Here is a 22,127-nt window from a genome sequence, read left to right as displayed (position 1 = left end):
ACGACAAATGAAAAAGATGAGATAAGAAAGACCTGTATTGCTTACTATTTTAGTAATTTTACTCCTGAAATAAATGAAGCGAAATTATTAGCGATCTATCAAAACGCTATTCACGATAAAAAACTGAATAAATGAGTATCATTGTATTAGATAAACTGGGTCTAGCGCCACAAATCCAAGCTGTACTGGAAACAATTTATGATCCTGAACTGAAACCTGCAAATATTGTGGATTTGGGGCTTGTATATGAAATCATTACGAAGGAAGAGGGTATTGCAAAGATTGTAATGACGCTGACGGCTCCTGGCTGTCCCGTGGCAGGCGAAATCATGAATGAAGTTCAAGAAAAAGTTGCTGCCGTCGCGGGTGTCAAAGAAGCATTGGTCGAATTGACATTTGATCCACCCTGGACAAAAGACATGATGTCGGAAGAAGCAAAACTAGAATTAGGGTTTTTGTAAAATCCAATATCTATCATAAACAAAAAGGGATGATACATTACCGTATTATCCCTTTTTGTTTATGATAAGTCATATAAGACTCTCTCTTATCTAGAAAGTCTAAGTGGTCTGCTTATTTTCTAAATCACTCAACTTTTTCAAAGGCTTGGAGCTATTGGTATCCGCACCGAAAAGTAATTTCCACAGATTACGGGACTCTTTGGTCAATAGTGGGGATACTATGGAAAGAATGAGCACATATACAACCACAAAGGATTGAATAACGGGCAATAAAGCCCCTGCTTTACCAATATTTGCCATGATAATGGAAAACTCTCCCCGTGCAGACAAGGTAAAGCCAATATCAAAAGAAGTTTTAGGTTTCATGCCCGAAAATTTAGCTGCAAAATACCCCGATGCAAGATTACCCATCACCGTCACCAGTGCTGCAATCGAAGCCCAAAATACAGCTCCCCCAAGTGACATAATATCAATAGACAATCCGAAACTAAAGAAAAACATTGCCCCAAAAAAATCTTTATAAGGCAGTACCATCGATTCAATCTTTTTGATGTATTGCGAATCTGCCAACACCAAACCAGCCATCAACGCCCCAATAGCCTCCGCAACATGGATGGTTTCAGAGAAACCTGCTACAATAAACAGTAAGGCAAAGATGATCAATATAAATAGTTCAGAAGTTTTCTCCTTCAATAAGCGATCAATCGCAGGCACCAGTTTTCTGCCCAAAATCAAAAAGGCCAATATAAATCCCAAGGCCAGTAAGGACGTTCCTGCTACCGTCCAAAACGAACTGCTTCCTGTCAGTATCAAGCCTGAAAGGAAAGAGATATGCATCGCTATAAACAGATCATCGAACATAATCATCCCCATAATGACCTCAGTCTCCGGGTTGGCCGTGCGTTTGAGATCTGTAAGAACCTTTGCGACAATGGCCGTGGACGAACTTGTCATGATACCGCATAAGACCATCATCTCCTTAAATGGCATATCCATTAGCCATCCGATCAACAAGCCTGAAGTAAAGTTCAATAAGACGTAAATTGTCCCGCCTGTCACAATTGCTTTACCGGATTTAATAAGGCGATTGACCGAAAACTCAAGTCCCAGGTAAAACAGCAGGAATAATACACCCAACCGTCCCATGAAATCTATAAAGGGTTTACTTTCTGTAAATGTTAAATCCACCAGACCAACCTGCGGAGCGTGCTGTCCCAAAACCATTCCTATAATAATGAAAAATGGAATAACAGAAAACTTAAGCTTATTGGCTATTAGGCCAACAATGGCAACAAGTCCCACAGCGATTCCAATTTCCAGTATTAAGGTATGTGATAGCATAAATTACAGTAAAATTTCTTTCAAAAGTTTAATATTATTCTTCTTTCCAGCAATGACAAGTGTGGTGCCCGGGCTAATCAAATAAGACGGTCCTGGATTGATAACCGTATCATCATCCCGTATCCCAGCAATAATCGATGCACCTGTACGTTGACGAACTTCCAGCTCTCCAATCGTCTTTCCGGCCCCCTCATTTTTGCCTTCCACTTTGTACCATTCAATGCGTAAATCGTCCAAAGCAACTTCAATTGTCTCCAATGCTTTAGGCTTGTAGGACAAACCACCGATAATACCCGCAATCTGCCGAGATTCATCGTCATTGAGTGTCATGACGCAACGTGACTCATGTTCCTCGTCATCATAGCGATAAAGTTCCCGTCTGCCATCGTCATGGATAACAACAACCATATTGTCTCCCGCATCGGTTTCAATTTGAAATTTTTTTCCAATTCCAATCAGATCGGACTCTCTTACAATAGACATAATCTTCTATTTAAATAAATACTAATAATATAAGCTTCATAACGTTGTTTACAACAATTACGAAAACAAGCTAAAGGTTCTTTCTAACAAAAAAAAGACTTTTAGAAAAAACAGCATCAGCCCTTAGCTACTAAAACACAAATTTACCCAAAAAATCAATCTTAAACGAATCCGCTGGTATCTGACGGGATGGGCTACAAAGACCAAATTACCCCAAAATACTAAAAAAAGAGCAGAAAAACGACCCTTTTAACCGATATCATCCCTTTTTTCGACGTATGGCATCTTGATGACACAACTGAACAACAATAAAAGCGCTCGACGTATACATGTTATTAACGATCGGAATTCCTAGCCGAACAAATCAGCTTCAATTAGCTCCAATTTTTCATTACAAAACCCCATTTCTATAACGTTTTCGTAGTTCGTGCAATCGTTTGTTCCAAGAAGCAATAGAATTGCCAACGCTTTATTTCTTTATAATTGCCGCATTAAACACTTACTGAATCTAAATTACACACCTATGGTCAAAAAGAGTCATCTCATCCTTCTGACACCATTATCAATCTTGTCATTAGCGGCACCTATTTACGGGGTAGCAAATCCACGTAATTTGGTTGCAATAACCAGTCGTTCACCCTTCCAGCAAGTCGTCTCCGGAAAGGTCGTTGATGAAACGGGGAATCCAATAAGCGGTGTTACTGTTTCTGAAAAAGGTAAAGCAGCAGCAACTACAACCAATCAAGACGGTATCTTCTCACTGAACGTCAGTTCAAAAAGTGCCATCCTAACATTTAACTCGATCGGATTTACGGCGAAAGAAGTTCCCGTATCACAAGCAGCACAAATAACCTTGACAAAATCCGAGGATGTTTTGGATGAAGTTGTGGTCGTAGGTTATGGTAAACAGAAAAAGAGCGATTTGACAGGAAGTATCGCTACAGTGGAAGCAAAATCCCTGGAACGAATAAATTCACCGAATGTTGTCGATAAACTTCAAGGTAAGATTTCCGGTCTGGCGATCAATTCCGGTTCGGCAAAACCTGGCGAAACAGCTTCTATCAATATCCGCGGTGAGAACTCGATCTCGGCGTCCAATGCACCCCTAATTATCCTGGATGGAATTCCTTTTAGTGGCTCCCTGGGTGATATCTCTTCCAATACAATTGCCAGTATCTCGGTACTGAAAGATGCTTCATCCACCGCAATCTATGGTTCAAGAGCTGCAAATGGCGTTATCCTCATCACCTCAAAAAAGGGTGCCGCAGGGAAAGCACGCATCAATTACAACGGCTATTTTGGGGTTCAAAGTGTAGAACGCCGCCTTAAATTGATGAACGGCCCACAGTACATCCAATTTATGCGTGATTACCAGGCTTCGAAAGGAAAAACCGGCGATCAGCTCAACCCAGAAAATTATCTTTTTGCCAACGTATTAGAACAATACAAAAAAGGGGAAGAAGTTAATTGGCAGGACGAAGTATTCAATAGTGGCGCTCCCATTCAGGAACATCAACTCAGTTTTTCGGGTGGAACGGATAAATCCGATTATTATGCATCCGTAAGCTACCTAAATCAAGATGGTGTGGTAAAAAACACGCCCTACGAAAGATATAATGTCAATCTAAACCTCAACCAAAGTTTAAGCTCTTGGTTAAAGCTAGGAATGACCATGCAGGCTTCTCAAGGGAACCGTGACGGCGTACAGCCTAACCTTGAAAGTGTTGTAAAACTTTCCCCTTACAGTAAAAACCGTGATGCCGATGGCACTGCTGTAACGTACCCAATGTACGCACAAACCTTGTGGGCACACCCTTTCGCAGACGAAAAAGGCCAGTGGGATCAGACCAGAAGAACGGTCTATGCGAATACTTGGCTTGATGTGAAACTTCCTATTGAAGGATTAAGTTTCAAAACCACATTCGGAACCAACTACCGAAATATTAACGAAAACTCCTACTATGGCTCAAATACGGTCACAGGACGCGGCGTGAATGGTACCGGATCAATTTACAATGAGCATTTCTGGGACTGGACCTGGGAAAATCTCTTGACCTATGACCGTATCTTTGGTGACCATAAGATCAATGTCGTGGGCCTCTATTCTTCCCAGAAAACAAATTTGAAAACTTCAAGAATGAATGGAGACGATTTTGTATCAGATGCCGGATATAACAACATGGCTTCTGCCTCTAAAAATCTTAAGATCGAATCCAACCTTCAAAATACAGCGATGATTTCCTATATGGGAAGAATCAACTATGCCTTTAAGGATCGCTACCTATTAACTTTAACAGGTCGTTCGGACGGTTATAGCGCATTTTCTGTTAACAACCGATATGCATTTTTCCCATCCGTTGCAGGAGCCTGGGTAATTTCTAAAGAAGGGAATGTGCAGGACTATTTCGACTTGTTAAAACTTCGTGTTTCTTATGGTAAAAATGGAAATCAGGCCGTATCACCTTATCAAACTTATGACCGTCTGACCAACGTCGATTATATTTATGGTCTTGATCCAGTCAAAGGACTTGTGATGAATTTCAATGGACGTGGAAGCAATCTAACGTGGGAAACGACAGCTTCATTAAACCTTGGTTTGGATTTTGGGATTCTCAAAAATAGACTTTCAGGAACGATCGACTACTACTCCTCAAAAACATCGGATCTTTTATTAAGTGAACAGGTCCCTGTCATGAACGGCTATAACACCATTTTGACCAATATCGGTGAAACTTCCAACAAAGGGATAGAAGTTACCTTGAATGCCATACCTGTCAAAAATGACCATTTCCAATGGAATGTAAATACAACCTTTGCTTATAACAACAATAAAATCACCAAACTGCGCGCTGACGGAAAAGATGATTTGACCAATGCCTGGTTAATCGGAAAGCCTATCCGTATTTTCTACGATTATAAAGTCATTGGTGTATGGCAAGAGGGCGACGACATCGCAAACTCCTATCAACCTAAAGCGAAACCTGGCGATGCCAAGTTAGCAGACCTCAACAACGACGGTATAATCGATGCCAATGACCGTACCATGATGGGGAACAAAATATCACCTTATACACTTGGTATAGGCAATGATTTCACGTACAAAAATTTCTCCCTGTCGTTCTTTATGAATGGGGCATTTGGTGGAACGAAAATAGATGATTTCAAAAACATCGAACGTTTCTTACCTAACAACGGCGCCAATTATCTTGCTGACATGCCTTACTGGACACCGGAGCGTACAAACACAGACATCCCATCCCCTGGATACACGCCAGTAAACAACCATACGTATTATATCAATTCATCCTATTGGCGAATTAGGGACTTTAGCTTGGGCTATACCTTTGATGGCGATTTTCTAAAAAGATTGAATCTCTCTTCCATTAAAGCATTTATTAACGCCCGTAACCTCTATACATTCTCCAAAATCAAAGGTTACAACGTAGAGGCATTGAGCGTAAGTTCGACCACAGGTAATCCAACAACGACAAATATTGCCAGTCCTTATCCTGTTGCGAGAACATTCTCATTGGGAGTAAATGTCCAATTCTAAACACATCAAGATCATGAAGAAAAGAAATACAACTTTATATACAATGCTAGCTGGCCTAAGCTTACTTTTTACAGGCTGCAGCAAGAACTTCTTAAATGAAGACACCAGCAGCTTTCAGTCACCTGATAATACCTATATCAATACGAAAGGCTTCGAAACTGGACTAAATGGTTTATACTCTTATGCCCGCATGGAATTCCTGACCTGGAACGGTAGTATCTTTTCCCAAGGAGCAACTCCACAGGAGGCGTTACAGGTCGGAACAGATATCGTTGCTATCAAAACCACAGGTACAGACGCTACATTGGCTCCATTCAGCAATTATACGCTAAATCCTGCTTCCTCTTATGTCCGCAATTATTGGAAATATGCCTACGGATTTATTGGCAATACCAATACCATCCTCGAGGCTTTAAAAAAGGATGGTATTAGCTGGACAGATAAGGACAACGATCCAAAACGTGTGGAAGCAACGGCTCGTTTCTTCCGTGCCTACAGTTATCGCTACTTAGTCAACCTGTACGGCGATGTGCCTTGGGTGGACAAAGTATCCGAAACACCCCGTCGCGATTTCACACGTACACCGAAAGCTGAAATCTTGACGCACATGATTGAAGACCTTAAGTATGCAAGTGAAAACCTGCCCGACAATCCAGGAACAATTCAGGAAGGTAAATTGACGAAATGGGCTGCTTTACACTACCTGGCAGAAGCATATATCGAAGCTGGGCAGCCAGATTTAGCTGCAGAAGCTGCCAACAAAGTTATTCAAAGTGGTTACTTTAAATTGAACGATCAACGTTTTGGCGCCGAAAAAGATAAACCCGGGGATTATTTCCACGATATGTTTATCGAAAACAATCAAAATCGCGGTTCTGGCAATCAAGAAACGATCTGGGCCATCCAATTGGAATATAATACACAAGGGGGCGGCGACCGCTACACGGATTGGAGTAAACGTGCCTGGGTGCCTTTCTATTCACAACAAAAAGGATTTGCCTTGGCCGACTCACTTGGTGGAAGAGGTCTTGGGCACGTACGCCCTTATCAATGGTGGCTGGATAGTTATGAAAAACAAGATGTCAGAAATTCATCTTTCAATATCAAACGCGATTGGTATTACAACGATCCTTCCGTCCCTGAACTTTATGGCAAGAAGATCGAACTGACCGACGCCATCAAAGAATCAGGCAATGTATTCCCGACAACAACCAAATTTTTCTACGGAAAGACAGCTGTTGACCCTGCATTTGAAGGAAATATGAAGGACCGTGTGAAAGTACGTTTGGCAGAAACTTACCTGCTATTGGCTGAAGCATACTGGCGCGCCAATAAACCGGCACAAGCTAAAGACGCCATCAATGCTGTCCGCGCCCGTGCAAAGGCGTCATTAATCGATGCTACAGCAATCAATGCTGATTTGATTCTCGACGAACGCGCCCGGGAGCTTATTGGTGAGGAAATGCGCCGTATGACCCTTGCCCGTTTTGGTGACGACATCTTTTTACGTCGCGTGCAAACATTAAACACACAATCAAAAAATGTGGTGAAAAAAGAATTTATTCTTTGGCCTATTCCACAAGAAGTTATCGACAGTAACACTGGTGCAGCCTTCCCGCAAAATCCGGGATACTAAACCTTCCAAAAACCTCCATGTTCCCAAAAGGTCATGGAGGTTTTTCCTTTATGACTTTGCGTCAACTAGCTTATAGGTTCCATCTTCCCGGATCTGACTACGGCCAATGGTTATATTTTTAGAATGATAAAACAAAAAAATCCAGCCCGCTGGCGCGCCTTCTGCCCAATACTCCTGACGCAAGAATTTGGAGCGCCGACCATCGAAATCATATTTGGCGACATAATTATGGAAAATTTCTTCAGGCTCAGGTAATACATCTCCGCCAAAGAAATAGTGCTGATCATCCGTTTGAATATGAAATGCCTGATGATGTGCGGTATGTCCACCATTGAGCGCATAGCTGATTTCATCATTTATTTTTCCTTCACCTTCCACCAGTACCAAATTTCCACTGCGTTGAATCACATCAAAAATCTCGGTCCTGTATGAACTGGAGATGCCTGAATAGGCGTCTTCCCATTCGCCACGCTGAACAATATATTCGGCTTCAGGAAATGCGATACGTCCTGTTCCGTTTTCAAATGTCACCATCCCACCGGCATGATCCTTATGAAGATGGGACATCAGTACATATTTTACATCTTCGGGTCTAAAGCCAGCCTTACGGATATTATGATGCAGCTGTAGCACAGCACTGTCATCCGTATAGCCAAGGCCGGTATCACAGAGAACAAGCCCGGAATTAGTTTGGATCAAGAAGGGATGGACATGGATAAACATCGCCCCCGGTCGGTCCTTAGGGTCGTCTAGAAGTGGGTCAAAGGGAATAAATTTTCTACTCTTGTCTACAGAAAAAGAACCTTCATATAAAGAATAAGCCTGCACCATATTTAAAACACTGGGAATATGCACGTTAAGCAACAGCGGATCAATACCGGGTTTAGGAATTAGGTAAGTCCAGCCTTAAAACGTATATTTACACTTAAAATATTGTGCAAAGATATGCAAAAAAGGTGGGTACTAAAATCTAAAACTGATGTCAAAATAACCAACAAACTGCGCGAGGAATTAAACATCAACACTGTATTGGCAGAGTTGCTCGTGAGCAGGGGAATTGAGACTTTTGACGAATCAAAGCAGTTTTTTAGACCTCAATTATCGGATTTGCACGATCCATTTTTGATGCGGGACATGGAGAAAGCCATCACCCGTATTATCCAAGCCATCGGCAACAAAGAAAAAATTCTGATCTATGGAGACTATGACGTAGACGGTACCACAGCGGTAGCCGTTGTTTATAGTTTTTTCAGGGAATTTCATAGCCAGCTGGAGTTTTATATACCAGACCGCTATGCCGAAGGTTATGGCATCTCTACACAAGGCATCGACTATGCCGCAGCAAATGGTTTCAGCTTAATTATTGCATTGGACTGCGGCATCAAGGCAGTCGATAAAATAGATTACGCAAATAGCAAAGGAATTGATTTTATCATTGGCGATCACCACCTTCCCGGTGAAGAACTTCCCAAAGCTTATGCCGTATTAGACCCCAAGCGAGCAGACTGTGAATATCCCTACAAAGAACTTTCAGGTTGTGGAATCGGCTTTAAGATTATTCAGGCTTTTATATTGACCAATGGCATGGATATCAATGCCTGCTATCAGTTTCTAGATCTTGTGGCCGTGAGTATCGCTTCGGACATTGTTCCAATTACCGGTGAAAATAGAATACTCAGCCACTTTGGCCTTATTAAACTTAATACGAATCCCTGCGTCGGACTAAAGGCACTGATTGATTTATCAAATAATCGAACGAAGATCTTTACAGTTAACGACATCGTGTTCCAGATCGGCCCACGCATTAATGCTGCGGGCAGAATAGACCATGCCAAAGACGCCGTCAAGCTTTTGATTTCCAAATCGCTACAAGAAGCCAAAGACTTCAGTTCGAGCATAGACGATCAAAATAATGTCCGTAAAGATTTTGATCTCAAAATAACAGAAGAAGCGCTGGCACTCATTGAGGACAATGCCCTACTTAAAAGCCGCAAATCCACGGTATTGTATAAAGCCGACTGGCACAAAGGTGTCATTGGTATTGTAGCTTCCCGCCTGACCGAAAAATATTACCGTCCGACGATTATATTGACCGAAACAAATGGTCATATTGCAGGTTCCTGCCGTTCGGTACTGGGTTTTGACTTGTATGAAGCCTTAAGCGAATGCGCCGATCTATTGGAACAATTTGGCGGTCATAAATATGCTGCCGGATTAACGATGTCCTTAGATAATGTCACCCTATTCCAAGATCGTTTTGAGGAAGTGGTATCGCGACGTATCAGTCCTGAAATGCTGACCCAAGAAATTTTGATCGATGCTAAGCTAGCGTTGAAGGATATAGATGCTAAGTTCTTCCGTATTCTCCAGCAGTTTGAACCTTTCGGGCCCCAAAATGAATCTCCTATTTTCCTAAGTAAAAAGGTAAATGCAGTAGGACAAGCTTTTATTGTAGGCACCAATCACCTCAAGATGACCGTTGTTCAAGAAGACTCTCCTTCATTTGACTGTATCGGTTTTGGACTAGCAGAACATATCACACATATCAATTCCGGACAAAGTTTCGACATCTGTTACAGCATTGAAGAGAATGTGTGGCGCAACAAAAGAAACTTACAGCTAAACATCAAAGGGATTAAGTATTAGTATTGCAATAGTAAGAAGATATTAAATATATTTACACAAGATTTGGTCAGGCATAAAACCCTCATACTGGATTAGATACCAGGCATGAAAGAACGGTGAGGGTTCTTAAGTAGTCCTATTGAACAGATACATATAACACAAGACACTCCACGAAGATGATTTTAAAGGCAGAACATCTCATAAAAAAATATAAGCAGCGAACCGTTGTCAACAATGTTTCCTTCCATGTGGAACAAGGAGAGATTGTCGGGTTATTGGGCCCCAATGGGGCAGGAAAAACGACCTCATTCTATATGATTGTTGGTCTGATCAAGCCCAATGAAGGCAAAGTATTCCTCGACGATCAGGAGATTACGCAGGATGCGATGTACCAACGTGCCCAACGTGGGATAGGTTACCTCGCTCAGGAAGCATCCGTCTTTCGGAAGCTCTCCGTAGAAAACAACATCCTGGCTGTATTAGAAATCCACTATCCAAATAAAGAAGAACGCTTGGCAAAACTGGAAGAACTACTCACAGAATTCAGCCTACACCGTGTCCGCAAAAACAGGGGTGATTTGTTATCCGGTGGTGAGCGTCGACGTACCGAAATTGCGCGAGCATTAGCTGCAAATCCATCTTTTATACTTTTGGATGAACCTTTTGCAGGGGTTGACCCAATCGCCGTAGAAGAAATTCAGACGATCGTAGCCAAGCTCAAAACCCGTAATATCGGCATCTTAATTACCGACCACAACGTACAGGAAACCCTATCTATTACGGACAGGGCCTACCTCCTGACCGAAGGAAAGATTATGCTGACGGGTACACCTGAGGAAATTGCAGATAATGAGCTTGCCCGTAAATTTTATCTCGGTAGACATTTTGAATTAAGAAGGAAAAAATTTTAAAGATTAAAGAATCTCTCCCCCTATGGCCTTATTAAACTCCATTTTTACTTGGTTCATGAAAAAAAGAATTCACCAGATTGAACTTTTCATGAAATACCCACACGATGTACAAGAAGAATGGTTTCAGAGTTTAATTGCCACTGCTGAAGCTACGGAATGGGGAAAAAAATACGATTATACAAGTATATTAACGCCCGAAATCTTCAAAGAACGCGTCCCTATACAGGACTATGATGATATTAAGGGCTACGTTGATCGCATGATAAAAGGCGAACAGAATATCCTGTGGCCTTCTGATATCAAATGGTTTGCCAAGTCCTCAGGCACTACATCTGATCGTAGCAAATTTATTCCCGTTAGTGAGGAAGCGCTCGAAGAGTGTCACTTCCAGGGCGGTAAAGATATGCTTACAATCTATTGTCATAACCGACCCGAAAATCGCGTATTTACGGGAAAATCTGTTGTTATTGGTGGTTCTTCACAAATCAACAATTTCAGTCCGGATTCCTACTACGGCGATCTTTCATCAATCCTCATCCGTAACCTTCCTTTCTGGGCAGAATTTAAGCGAACGCCCAATATGGAGGTTACTTTAAATCCAAACTTTGAAGAGAAAATTGAGCAGATTGCCCAAATTACACTCAAAGAAAACGTAACGAGCCTAGCTGGCGTACCGACCTGGAATATTGTTATGGCCAAGCGTATTCTTGAGATTACAGGCAAAGACAACCTCTTGGAGGTATGGCCAAATCTAGAGTTTTATGGGCATGGCGGAGTGAGCTTCAAACCTTACCGCGAGCAATTCCAAAAATTGATCCCTTCTGACAATATGTATTATCTAGAGAATTATAATGCCTCAGAAGGATATTTTGGTTTACAAGATCAATCGGATTCGGAAGATCTTCTGCTTATGCTAGATTATGGTATTTATTACGAATTCTTACCTACTGAGCGAATGCACGAAGAAAATCCGTCAACCTTACGTTTGGATCAGGTGGAGCTTGGCAAAAACTATGCATTGATCATTTCAACGAATGCTGGTTTGTGGCGTTATAAAATCGGAGATACCATCAAGTTTACGTCATTATCTCCTTATCGTTTTCAGATCTCCGGACGTACCAAACAATACATTAACACCTTTGGCGAAGAGGTTATTGTTGACAACGCCGAACAGGCCCTGGCCGAAGCGAGCAAATTGACACAGGCACGTATAAAAGATTATACCGCTGGACCTGTCTATTTTAAAGATGCCGAAGCCGGAGCACATGAATGGGTGATAGAATTTGAACAACAACCCAATGATTTTAGGCGTTTTTGTGAAATATTGGATGCTAAACTCCGTGAAATCAATTCGGATTATGACGCCAAACGTTTTAAGAATATGGCCCTACGACCACCTATTGTACACAATGCGCCCGAAGATACGTTCTATAAATGGATGAAATCAAGAGGTAAGCTAGGTGGACAAAATAAGGTTCCAAGATTGAGCAATAGTCGCGAATATCTCGACCCGCTGTTGAAAATACTAGCCGAATAATACGGCATACAGACTAAAATATTCCGCACATTGACCGAATAATAGGGGGTCTCCGGCTGGAGATTAGCCAAAATTTTTTGGATTCCCTTATTTTGGCTAATCTCGTATTGCTGAATTTTGTTGTTTTAAAGAACCGCTGTGCGTTCGTCTAATTGGTAAGCTCAAGAAAGCTTAGACTTTAATGGAGGTTTGTTAAGGTTTAATTGCCGTTTTATATAAAAAAACAAAAAAACCAAGGATAAAATTCATAGAAATACCTTTCTTCTGAACTTCAACTTCACCCTGTAACACTGAGCGATTGTCGCCTGATGTTACTTCACTACTTTTGTTAAGACTGTGAGTCAATTCCATACTAAGTTTATTTTTATGATAAGTGATTTTATAGCGTTACTGCGGACCAAAAAGCCCATCTATAGGACCGCATTCTTTATGGCCAAACTTTATGCCATAATATGGAATCACGGTATTAATTAATAAATACTTAACACATTTAATTATTAATACAGTCTAGTCGAGAAATATGAAGTAAAATTCTTCCATTTCAAAAAAAGTGTAGTAAAATAGGGAACAACTGTCCGAAATAAAAGGCATATCAACGCGGGTAAATTATCCGGATACACGTGCAACTTATATTTCATTTTTTTCCTAACTTAGCCTAAGTAATTAAAAAATAAGATGAACGCGACAGAGAACTATTCAATTCGCGTAGAGCCAACTCAAAATTCAAGACTCTCGCAAGTAGATTTCGACAATCTAAAATTCGGAAAGATTTTATCCGACCACATGCTGGTCGCAAACTATGATGACGGTGAATGGAAAGATGTCAGCATCGTCCCTTATGGAGATATCAGTATTAGTCCTTCGATGTCCGCTTTACATTATGGTCAAGCGATCTTTGAAGGAATCAAAGCTTATAAATTTGCAGATGGAGCAGTGAGTATCTTCCGTCCGGACAGAAACTGGGAAAGATTCAACAAATCTGCCGCACGGCTTCAAATGCCGGAGGTACCTGAGGAGATTTTTATGGATGGCCTAAGCAAACTATTGGACATCGATCGTAACTGGATCCCGGCAAAAGAAGGTTCATCATTGTACATCCGTCCTTTTATGTTCGCAACAGAAGCAGCATTAGGTGTACACCCTTCAAAGTCATACAAATTTATCATTATCACTGGCCCTGTAGGCGCATATTACAGCAAAGCAATCAGCTTAAAAGTTGAGACCTACTATACGCGTGCAGCAGAAGGTGGTGTTGGCTTTTCTAAAAATGCAGGTAACTATGCATTATCGCTTTACCCTACACAATTGGCCAATGATGAAGGTTATGACCAAATTATGTGGACAGATGCTTCTGAACATAAATATATTGAAGAAGCAGGTACGGCAAACCTTATTTTCCGCATTGGAGATACGATTATTACACCACATGGTGATACAATCTTACACGGTGTAACACGACGTACAATTATGGAATTGGCGGAGAAATGGGGTTATAAAGCCGAGCAGAGAAAGGTATCTATTCAAGAACTAATTGACGGTATTAAAGCCGGTACAGTAACTGAAGCTTTCGCAGCTGGTACTGCAGCCACAATTACGGATATCAGCCGTATCGGTTTTGAAGGAGAAGATTACCACTTGCCACCAGTAGAGGGCCGCGAGTTTTCAAATCGTGTTTTGAATTACCTCAACGACTTGCGCTATGGCAAAGTAGAAGATCCATTCGGATGGAACTATTTAGTAAAGTAGTTTCCAAAATGAAATAGAAAAGCCTTTGTTATTAATAACAAAGGCTTTTTTTATGGTCTATATACGTTATGCACGTTATGCACACCTTGAAAAGCGGTCTATAAACCTCGTTTGAACCTTTGCGGATAACGTCTAGTGTCTACTGCTAGATCCTTAGGAATGCTCTCCTGTCAGCTCCTTTTGAATAAAATCAATTATAGCAGCTGTCTCCTGGGACTGAAACCAATGCGTATTGCCATATTTTTTAAACCATGTAATCTGTCGCTTGGCATAACGTCTCGAATTTTGTTTGATTTTCTCGGTCGCTTCCGTCAAAGACTGCTTGCCATCGAGATAATCAAACAACTCAGCGTAGCCAACAGTGAGCAATGCAGGCTTCGTTCTGAAAGGAAGTAAAGCTTTCACTTCGTCCAGTAAGCCATTTTTCATCATCAAATCTACACGTAAATTGATCCTTTCATACAAGTTCGCCCGATCCATATTCAAGCCAATGGTAAGGATATCAAAAGGTCTTTTCTCGACATCTTTCTTATGGTAAAATGACATCGGTTTACCAGTCGCCTCAAAAACTTCAAGCGCCCGTACGACACGTTGCGGATTATCGATGTCTGCCGTTTCAAAATATGCAGGGTCAATACTTTTCAATCGATCTTTTAAGACCTCCAATCCCAATACTGCAAGTTCATGATTAAGTCGCTCGCGCACTTCATCCCCCGCCTTGGGCAGATCATCCAATCCTTCGCACAGGGCCCGAACAAACAGGCCCGATCCACCTACCATAATTACGACATCATGCAATTGAAATAGTTCTTCTAGTTTCAGTAAGGCCTCACGTTCAAAATCGCCTGCAGAATAATCCTGCGTGATGGAGTGTGAATCAATGAAATAATGAGGAGCAGCAGCAAGTTCCGCTGGATCTGGTTTAGCTGTACCAATAGACATTTCCCGATAGAACTGACGAGAATCAGCAGAAATTATCGCTGTTTTAAAATATTGCGCCAATGAAATAGCCATTGTGGTCTTACCAACAGCAGTTGGCCCCACAATGGCTATCAATGTTTTTTTATTTGCCATAATATAGCACTTCACAGGCTGAAAAAAACCTGTAAAGTCTTGTTAATTAATATTCGTCTTCGTAGCCGTTGGATTCTTCACGCTCTTCACCTTCTTCGCCCTCTTCCTCATCGTCACCATCGCTGTCGAAGCCATCCAATTCGTCTTCATCATCGACGCCATATTGCGTATCGTCTTCCTCCACATAATCGTCCTCTTCAACCGCATCAGACACGGGGAAATTAGCCGCAGTCATAGTTTTGGGAACCTGACCCATAGACTTAAACAGCGCCGGATAGTCTTTTCCATCCTCTTCCTTCAAGATCTTGATCAATTCAACCTGGAAATCATAAGGACGATCAAAATTGTAAACGTAGTAAAATTTCTGATGTGGATCATCAATAAACTTACTTAAACGGATATTCTCCATCAACAATACCTCAGCATCTTTTTTACGTTGTGTAGGCTTGAATGCAATCTCCGTTCCCTTTTTCCACTGATCATTGCTCACATAGAACGAGGAAGATGCATCCGCAGCATAACCTGTTGATTTATGGATTTCCTCATGCAGGTCTATAAATGTACTTTTAGAAGGCATGTCGATCTCACGATATACATCTTCATAATCCTCAAAAGTAACTCTAAATCTATAAATTGCCATCTCTGCTATTTTCTTCTTTTAACCCTCTAAAATTAATACTATATTTTAAGAATTGGAAATTTCCAATGGGATTTCTTGTTTGATCGTCAGGTTCATTTCCCCTGCTTTTTTCACCAAGAATTGATAAGCTTCTACTCTGGAATTTGGAATATCGCCCTCCAGAATAGCCTCACGAATCAAATTTTTCAGCTGGCCTACAGTACGCCCTGGTGCTAAGCCAAATAGGATCATGATATCCTCTCCACTGATCGGCGGCTGCCAGTTTCGAACCTTGTCCCGCTCTTCGACATCCTTCAATTTTTGTTTGACAAGTTCAAAATTCTGACGATATTTTTTCTTTTTAAACTCATTTTTTGTGGTCACATCCGCATGGCATAGCATCATAAGGGCTTCAATATCATCCCCCGCCTCAAACAAGAGACGACGTACAGCAGAATCCGTTACGATATCCTGCGCCAAGACAATAGGCCGAAGATGCAATTGTACCAGCTTCTGAACAAATTTCATTTTCTCATGGAGCGGCAGCTTCAATTCAGCAAAAAGCTTTGGTACCATACGTGCACCACGATCTTCGTGGCCATGAAACGTCCAGCCGAGCTTTTTATCGAAACGTTTTGTTGCCGGTTTAGCAATATCATGCATAATCGCTGCCCAACGTAACCAAAGGTCTTCAGACAATTCACATACATTATCCAGCACTTCCAACGTATGGTAGAAATTATCTTTATGGCCTTTGCCATCAATGACATCAACTCCGTGTAAATTATACATGGCCGGAAATATCAATTCCAGGAGACCGGTATCAAAAAGATATTTAAAACCGACTGACGGCTTAGGTGAGAGAATAATCTTATTGATTTCATCGATAATACGTTCTTTCGAGATAATCTTTATTCGCTCTTTGGTATCGCTAATCGCTTTGATCGCATCAATCGTGATTTTAAAATTTAGCTGTGTCGCAAAACGGATAGCCCGCATCATACGCAGTGGATCATCGGAAAACGTTTCTATCGGATCCAACGGTGTTCGAATAACGCGCTGTTCAAGATCCTGCACGCCGTCAAATGGATCCACTAAAGTACCATAATCCGCTTTATTCAAAGAAAACGCCATCGCGTTGATCGTAAAATCACGTCGATTTTGATCATCGGATAAGGTACCGTCTTCCACAATAGGCTTACGTGAATTGGCACGATAAGATTCCCTTCGGGCACCGACAAACTCCACATTGAGTCCTTCATAAACCAACATTGCTGTACCAAAATTCTTGTAGACAGCAACTTTAGTATGTAGCCTATCACCCAATAAAGTCGCAAATTCAATGCCGCTGCCGACGACAACAATATCCACATCATTCTTAAAAGGCCGCTTCATAATATAGTCGCGAACATACCCCCCAATGACATAACATTCTGTATTTGTTATCTCGGCGAGTTCCTTAATGATTGAAAAGATTGGATGTTGTAAATTATCGTACATAGTCAAAACAGCAGGTAAAAAACCAAACAGTTTGCAAAAGTAACAATTTTTTTCCCTAATCCCTATCTTTGGACAACTTACGGAAAGCAAGTGGATTTTTAAGTAATTCGGCTTGTTCACGACGGCGTTTTACAATATGTAAAGCCGAGAAAATTGCCTCTACAAAAGAGCTTTCAGAAGCTAAGTTTTTTCCAGCAATATCATAGCCTGTACCATGATCTGGCGAAGTACGTACGATAGGTAAACCGGCTGTAAAGTTTACACCGGCACCTTTGGCAATATGCTTAAAAGGGATTAACCCCTGGTCATGGTACATCGCGAGTACCGCATCGAATTTCTCATAAGCACCTTTTGCGAAGAATCCATCGGCAGGATATGGACCAAAGCAGAAGATCCCCTGTTCGTTTGCTTTTTCTACGGTAGGTCTAATGATCTGATCATCTTCGGTGCCAATAATCCCATGATCGCCAGCATGTGGATTTAGTCCCAAAACTGCGATCTTAGGCTTTTCAATCCAAAAATCTTTCTTCAACGAGTCATTCATCAGGGCTAGCTTTTTAAGAATAGCTTCTTCGGTAATATTAGCCGCAACCTCATGCAGTGGAATATGACCTGTTACCACACCAATACGCAATTCATCACAAACCATAAACATCAATACATCATCAGCCTCTACTTTGGCCTGCAGGTATTCGGTATGGCCCGGAAATTGAAATCCCTCCTGTTGAATATTATGCTTATTAATTGGGGCAGTCACTAAAGCATCAATTTTGCCGGCTTTCAGGTCCTCAACAGCTTTCTCCAACGAAAGGAAGGCATATTTACCGCCAATTTCGTTTTCTTCACCCAACGAAATCTTCACATCTTCCTGCCAGCAATTGATCATATTTGCTCTTTTGGAATGCGCCTGCTCAGCATCATTGATCACGTTAAAACTAAAATCATTTACACCGATCGCTTTACGGTGAAAAGAAGCAACCTTTGTATTTCCGTAAACCACTGGCGTAAAGAAATCGCACATACGCTGATCTACCAAAGATTTAATGATGACTTCAAGTCCAATGCCGTTAATATCGCCTACGGTAATTCCGATTTTTAATTTATCGCTCATTCTATTTAAATGCTTTGATTCAAAAATAGGGATTTTTTTCTTAGAATGACTTTTCACTTATTTATTTTTTACTTTTGCAACATGAGCACAGTAAGAGCAAAAAAACATTTAGGACAGCATTTCTTGAACGATAAAAATGCTGCACAAAAGATTGTGGAAGCATTGGATCCTAAATTGGGTTTTAGCCAAGTGCTTGAAGTAGGTCCGGGAATGGGTGTACTTTCTGATTTTCTCTTGCAAAAAGAGGAATATGAAACCTATTTGATCGATGTGGATGACGAATCCATTGCTTATTTGGACGATAAATATCCCCAATTGGGTAAGCGATTGATCCACGGTGATTTCCTAAACCTTGACTTTTCACAGTATTTTGGTGAGAAAATGGCTGTCATTGGCAATTTCCCTTACAACATCTCCTCCCAGATTCTCTTTAAAATTTTGGATGAACGCCAACGTGTCGTTCAAATGACGGGTATGTTCCAGAAAGAAGTAGCCGAACGTTGTACAGCTAAGGCGGGCAGCAAGGAATATGGTATCTTGAGTGTCTTTTTACAGGCCTATTATAAAGTAGAATACCTTTTTACTGTAAAAGCAGGAGCTTTTAATCCACCGCCAAAAGTATTGTCGGGCGTTATCCGCATGACGCGCAATGACCGTGAACAATTGAATTGTGATGAAAAACTATTTTGGCGTGTTGTCAAAGCGGGCTTCAATCAACGTCGTAAAACCCTCCGTAACTCACTTTCGGGCGTTGTTCCCAAAGATAAAATGTCCGACAATCCACTGTACGAGCTACGCGCAGAACGATTGACGGTAGATGATTTTGTCGGTTTAACAAACGAAATAGCAAACAGTCTTTAGTATGCATTCAACGGACAGCACATTTATTATCGTAGGCGGAGGTATCGCTGGATTATGTGCTGCAATTGGGCTTGCAAAAGTAGGTATTGAAGCACATGTCTATGAAAGCGCCATTGAACTCAAGGGCATAGGTGCTGGATTCGGGCTCGCTGCCAACGCCATGCAAGCTTTGGAACATCTCGGATTGAAGGATGAAATCGTTCCTATTGGGCATTACCTTGCATCTTATAATGTCTTGGATCAAAAGGGAAATATTCTTGTTGAACCAGACACCAGGTCAATCAGTCAAAAATATCAACAGGACAATTTCGCCATCCATCGGGCAGATCTGCATCAGTTTCTCTTATCCAAAATCCCCAATGGACAAGTTCATCTCGGCAAACGCGCCGTTTCCTTTGAACGAGATGGAGAAGATATTCAAGTTTATTTCGCAGACGGAAGCCATGTACGCGGCCAAGCCCTTTTGATTGCCGATGGCGTACACTCAGCATTACGACAACAACTCATACCAGGCTCGGCACCTCGTTATTCAGGCTATACCTGTTGGCGGGCCACCATCGATAATAGCAGTATACAGCTCAGTAAAGGGACGGAAACCTGGGGCTGCAAAGGACGCTTTGGGATGACACCGCTTGTCAATAACCGCATCTATTGGTACGCATGCATCAATACTGAGGCACAAAATCCGGTCTTAAAAAATTGGAAAACAAAGGAGCTCCTCGAAAATTTTAAAGATTATCATGCCCCTATTCCAACGATTCTTTCGGAAACAAAGGATAGCGAGCTAATTGCAAATGACATCATTGACATCGAACCACTTCAACAACTCGCTTTTGACAATATCCTATTATTGGGTGACGCCGGACATGCGACGACTCCCAACCTGGGCCAGGGAGCCTGTCAGGCTATTGAAGATGTTGCTGTTCTCGTGGATGAACTCCAGACCGCAGCTTCCATTAATTTGGCTTTTCAAGGATTCGAAAAAAGAAGATTGGATCGGGTAAATTACATCTGTAATACTTCCTGGAGGATAGGAAAAATCGCACAATGGGAGAATCCATTCCTGATAAGAATGCGAAATTTTGGCATGAAAATAATGCCTAACCGCATGAAACAACAACAATTAAACAAATTATTATCTGTAGATTTTATGCAGATCAACCATAATCATGACGCTGGGATCTAAATCATCGTACTACACCACAACAGTATTCACTGATCAGTCCCACATAAAAAAACAACTGAATGAAAACTACCATTTTGATCGTCGACGACATTCATGAAATCATGCTTGAGAAATTTGAAGAGGCTGGTATTGCCTACCATTATCAACCTGATATCAGCCGAGAAGAAGCTGAAAAAATCATCTCCAATTACTCCGGTATGGTTATCCGTTCCAAATTTCAGGTAGATAAGACTTTTTTTGACCTGGCACCAAACCTCCGCTTTATCGCCCGTGCTGGTGCAGGTATGGACAATATCGACGATACAGTTGCTGCGCAAAGAGATGTGCTGTTAATTCCGGCCAATGAAGGCAATCGGGATGCTGTAGGTGAACATATGATCGGTATGTTGCTCAGTCTAATGAACAATCTGAATCGGGGTGACCAACAAATACGATCTGGCCAGTGGTTGCGTGAAGCCAATCGTGGATACGAACTTAAGGGACGTACTGTAGGCTTGATCGGCTATGGGCACAATGGTATGGCTATGGCAAAAAAACTATCCGGTTTTGATGTACAGGTGCTTGCCTATGATAAATATCGAATCGACTACGCCGATCAATATGCATCAGCAGCAGACATGGAAAAGATCTGCAAAGAAGCCGATGTGATCAGTTTCCATATCCCCTTAACGGATGAAACAAAGGGGATGATTGATGTGGATTATCTGGCTAAATTTGAAAAACCTATTTTCTTTTTACTGGGGGCACGAGGCGGTATTGTACAAGTACCCGCAGTGCTTAGCGGCCTTGATTCAGGTTCCATTATCGGAGCAGCATTCGATGTGTTGCCCGTAGAAAAGTTTCCAAAACTTGCTGAACAGGCATGGTATGCGGATCTTATCCGTAGAGACAATGTGATCTTATCTCCACATGTTGCCGGATGGACATTTGAAAGTTATTATAAATTATCGGAAATAGCTGCAGATAAGATCATCGCCTTTCTGACATCTTAATTTTTACAAAGAGCTATTTGCCAAAATCTCCAATCAATCTAGCAATATCCTTCTATCCATACACGCTTAGGAGGTTAAAGTAACCTATTGCTCTTGAAACGTATAAAAAATCAGGTTCCGGCACTAAAGATACCGATAACAACAACAATCAGAAACTGAAGCACCAAGCTACCGTCAAGTAGATAAGCATAGTGATAATGATCTTTTGTTTTGAAAACGGCCAATTTTAGCAAAGCAAATATGAGCACGTTGGTCAGAATCAATCCGATTTTAATAGGTGCTGTATAAGGCACGGTCAAGATCAAAACACAATGCAGGCCTAATAGTCCATAGGTTAGATTTTTAGCTTCTTGTTCGCCCAGCATATTAGGTAAAGTCCGTAGATGATAATAGGAATCCTGTTGGATATCCCGAATATCGAAAGGCAATGTACAGATAACCAAAAATATAAACTTCAATCCGCAGAGCGCAATAAAAACCCACTGATCTAT

At 41.4% G+C, this 22,127-nt stretch carries 18 protein-coding genes and 1 pseudogene; 10 read left to right on the top strand and 9 right to left on the bottom strand.

Features of this window, described 5'->3' with window-relative positions:
• Nucleotides 1-131: 131 nt before the first annotated feature.
• A complete protein-coding gene (locus tag B2X72_RS20150; RefSeq protein WP_046672802.1) occupies nucleotides 132-461 on the top strand; it encodes a metal-sulfur cluster assembly factor in 330 nt (109 codons plus the stop codon).
• A gap of 99 nt (nucleotides 462-560) precedes the next feature.
• Here the strand turns inward: B2X72_RS20150 and B2X72_RS20145 are convergent, their stop codons facing one another.
• A complete protein-coding gene (locus tag B2X72_RS20145) occupies nucleotides 561-1,802 on the bottom strand; it encodes a cation:proton antiporter (protein WP_088163023.1) in 1,242 nt (413 codons plus the stop codon).
• A gap of 3 nt (nucleotides 1,803-1,805) precedes the next feature.
• Nucleotides 1,806-2,285 carry a cation:proton antiporter regulatory subunit gene (locus B2X72_RS20140; RefSeq protein WP_046672804.1) on the bottom strand — a complete coding sequence of 160 codons (480 nt, stop codon included), beginning with the start codon at nucleotides 2,283-2,285 and terminating at the stop codon, nucleotides 1,806-1,808.
• A 523-nt stretch (nucleotides 2,286-2,808) separates the two neighbouring features.
• Here B2X72_RS20140 and B2X72_RS20135 point away from each other — a divergent pair.
• Both B2X72_RS20135 and B2X72_RS20130 read left to right on the top strand, forming a co-directional pair.
• On the top strand, nucleotides 2,809-5,838 hold the full coding sequence (locus B2X72_RS20135; RefSeq protein ID WP_286851244.1) for a SusC/RagA family TonB-linked outer membrane protein: 3,030 nt from the start codon (nucleotides 2,809-2,811) through the stop codon (nucleotides 5,836-5,838).
• 13 nt (nucleotides 5,839-5,851) lie between these two features.
• Nucleotides 5,852-7,474 carry a RagB/SusD family nutrient uptake outer membrane protein gene (locus B2X72_RS20130; protein ID WP_286778999.1) on the top strand — a complete coding sequence of 541 codons (1,623 nt, stop codon included), beginning with the start codon at nucleotides 5,852-5,854 and terminating at the stop codon, nucleotides 7,472-7,474.
• A gap of 48 nt (nucleotides 7,475-7,522) precedes the next feature.
• Here B2X72_RS20130 and B2X72_RS20125 read toward each other — a convergent pair whose 3' ends face one another.
• Nucleotides 7,523-8,305 (bottom strand): MBL fold metallo-hydrolase, encoded by a 783-nt coding sequence (locus tag B2X72_RS20125; RefSeq protein ID WP_286734623.1) that lies wholly within the window; start codon nucleotides 8,303-8,305, stop codon nucleotides 7,523-7,525.
• Between the two features lie 114 nt (nucleotides 8,306-8,419).
• Between B2X72_RS20125 and recJ the strand changes: the two genes are divergently transcribed.
• The 3 genes from recJ (at nucleotide 8,420) to B2X72_RS20110 (ending at nucleotide 12,547) form a co-directional block, all read left to right on the top strand.
• Complete coding sequence (gene recJ, locus B2X72_RS20120; RefSeq protein WP_070560747.1) at nucleotides 8,420-10,120, top strand: single-stranded-DNA-specific exonuclease RecJ; 1,701 nt, start codon at nucleotides 8,420-8,422, stop codon at nucleotides 10,118-10,120.
• Between the two features lie 155 nt (nucleotides 10,121-10,275).
• On the top strand, nucleotides 10,276-11,010 hold the full coding sequence (lptB, locus tag B2X72_RS20115; protein ID WP_028072074.1) for an LPS export ABC transporter ATP-binding protein: 735 nt from the start codon (nucleotides 10,276-10,278) through the stop codon (nucleotides 11,008-11,010).
• A gap of 22 nt (nucleotides 11,011-11,032) precedes the next feature.
• Nucleotides 11,033-12,547, top strand: a complete 1,515-nt coding sequence (locus tag B2X72_RS20110) for a GH3 auxin-responsive promoter family protein (protein ID WP_070560751.1) — start codon at nucleotides 11,033-11,035, stop codon at nucleotides 12,545-12,547.
• A gap of 192 nt (nucleotides 12,548-12,739) precedes the next feature.
• Here B2X72_RS20110 and B2X72_RS20105 read toward each other — a convergent pair whose 3' ends face one another.
• Complete coding sequence (locus B2X72_RS20105; protein WP_157698580.1) at nucleotides 12,740-12,898, bottom strand: hypothetical protein; 159 nt, start codon at nucleotides 12,896-12,898, stop codon at nucleotides 12,740-12,742.
• 324 nt (nucleotides 12,899-13,222) lie between these two features.
• On the opposite strand from B2X72_RS20105, the gene B2X72_RS20100 reads away from it, so the two are divergent.
• The gene (locus B2X72_RS20100; RefSeq protein ID WP_145329927.1) at nucleotides 13,223-14,293 is read left to right on the top strand and encodes a branched-chain amino acid aminotransferase; all 1,071 of its coding nucleotides are present in this window, start codon (nucleotides 13,223-13,225) and stop codon (nucleotides 14,291-14,293) included.
• A gap of 153 nt (nucleotides 14,294-14,446) precedes the next feature.
• Here the strand turns inward: B2X72_RS20100 and miaA are convergent, their stop codons facing one another.
• The 4 genes from miaA to pdxA are packed head-to-tail and all read right to left on the bottom strand — an operon-like array spanning nucleotide 14,447 to nucleotide 18,597.
• Nucleotides 14,447-15,367, bottom strand: coding sequence for a tRNA (adenosine(37)-N6)-dimethylallyltransferase MiaA (gene miaA / locus B2X72_RS20095; protein WP_248932569.1), 921 nt, complete (start codon nucleotides 15,365-15,367; stop codon nucleotides 14,447-14,449).
• A 46-nt stretch (nucleotides 15,368-15,413) separates the two neighbouring features.
• Entirely contained in the window at nucleotides 15,414-16,007 is a 594-nt protein-coding gene (locus B2X72_RS20090; protein WP_088163027.1) for an IS1096 element passenger TnpR family protein, read from the bottom strand.
• A gap of 45 nt (nucleotides 16,008-16,052) precedes the next feature.
• Entirely contained in the window at nucleotides 16,053-17,486 is a 1,434-nt protein-coding gene (locus B2X72_RS20085) for a CCA tRNA nucleotidyltransferase (RefSeq protein WP_145329923.1), read from the bottom strand.
• 55 nt (nucleotides 17,487-17,541) lie between these two features.
• Nucleotides 17,542-18,597 (bottom strand): 4-hydroxythreonine-4-phosphate dehydrogenase PdxA, encoded by a 1,056-nt coding sequence (gene pdxA / locus B2X72_RS20080; protein ID WP_070560760.1) that lies wholly within the window; start codon nucleotides 18,595-18,597, stop codon nucleotides 17,542-17,544.
• Nucleotides 18,598-18,678: 81 nt separating this feature from the next.
• Between pdxA and rsmA the strand changes: the two genes are divergently transcribed.
• Genes rsmA through B2X72_RS20065 form a run of 3 tightly spaced genes read left to right on the top strand, consistent with a single transcriptional unit; the run spans nucleotide 18,679 to nucleotide 21,636 of the window.
• Nucleotides 18,679-19,458 (top strand): 16S rRNA (adenine(1518)-N(6)/adenine(1519)-N(6))-dimethyltransferase RsmA, encoded by a 780-nt coding sequence (gene rsmA, locus B2X72_RS20075; RefSeq protein WP_070560762.1) that lies wholly within the window; start codon nucleotides 18,679-18,681, stop codon nucleotides 19,456-19,458.
• A 1-nt stretch (nucleotide 19,459) separates the two neighbouring features.
• On the top strand, nucleotides 19,460-20,644 hold the full coding sequence (locus tag B2X72_RS20070) for an FAD-dependent monooxygenase (protein WP_286851241.1): 1,185 nt from the start codon (nucleotides 19,460-19,462) through the stop codon (nucleotides 20,642-20,644).
• Nucleotides 20,645-20,703: 59 nt separating this feature from the next.
• Nucleotides 20,704-21,636 carry an NAD(P)-dependent oxidoreductase gene (locus B2X72_RS20065; protein ID WP_286851240.1) on the top strand — a complete coding sequence of 311 codons (933 nt, stop codon included), beginning with the start codon at nucleotides 20,704-20,706 and terminating at the stop codon, nucleotides 21,634-21,636.
• Nucleotides 21,637-21,746: 110 nt separating this feature from the next.
• Here B2X72_RS20065 and B2X72_RS20060 read toward each other — a convergent pair.
• Nucleotides 21,747-22,127, bottom strand: a pseudogene (locus B2X72_RS20060) (hypothetical protein); the annotation flags it as partial.

The organism is Sphingobacterium sp. UBA7253 (assembly GCF_002472745.1).
Classification (GTDB): Bacteria; Bacteroidota; Bacteroidia; order Sphingobacteriales; family Sphingobacteriaceae; genus Sphingobacterium; species Sphingobacterium siyangense.
The sequence above is the reverse complement of the archived record's forward strand: the minus strand, read 5'-3'. Positions and strand labels throughout refer to the sequence as shown.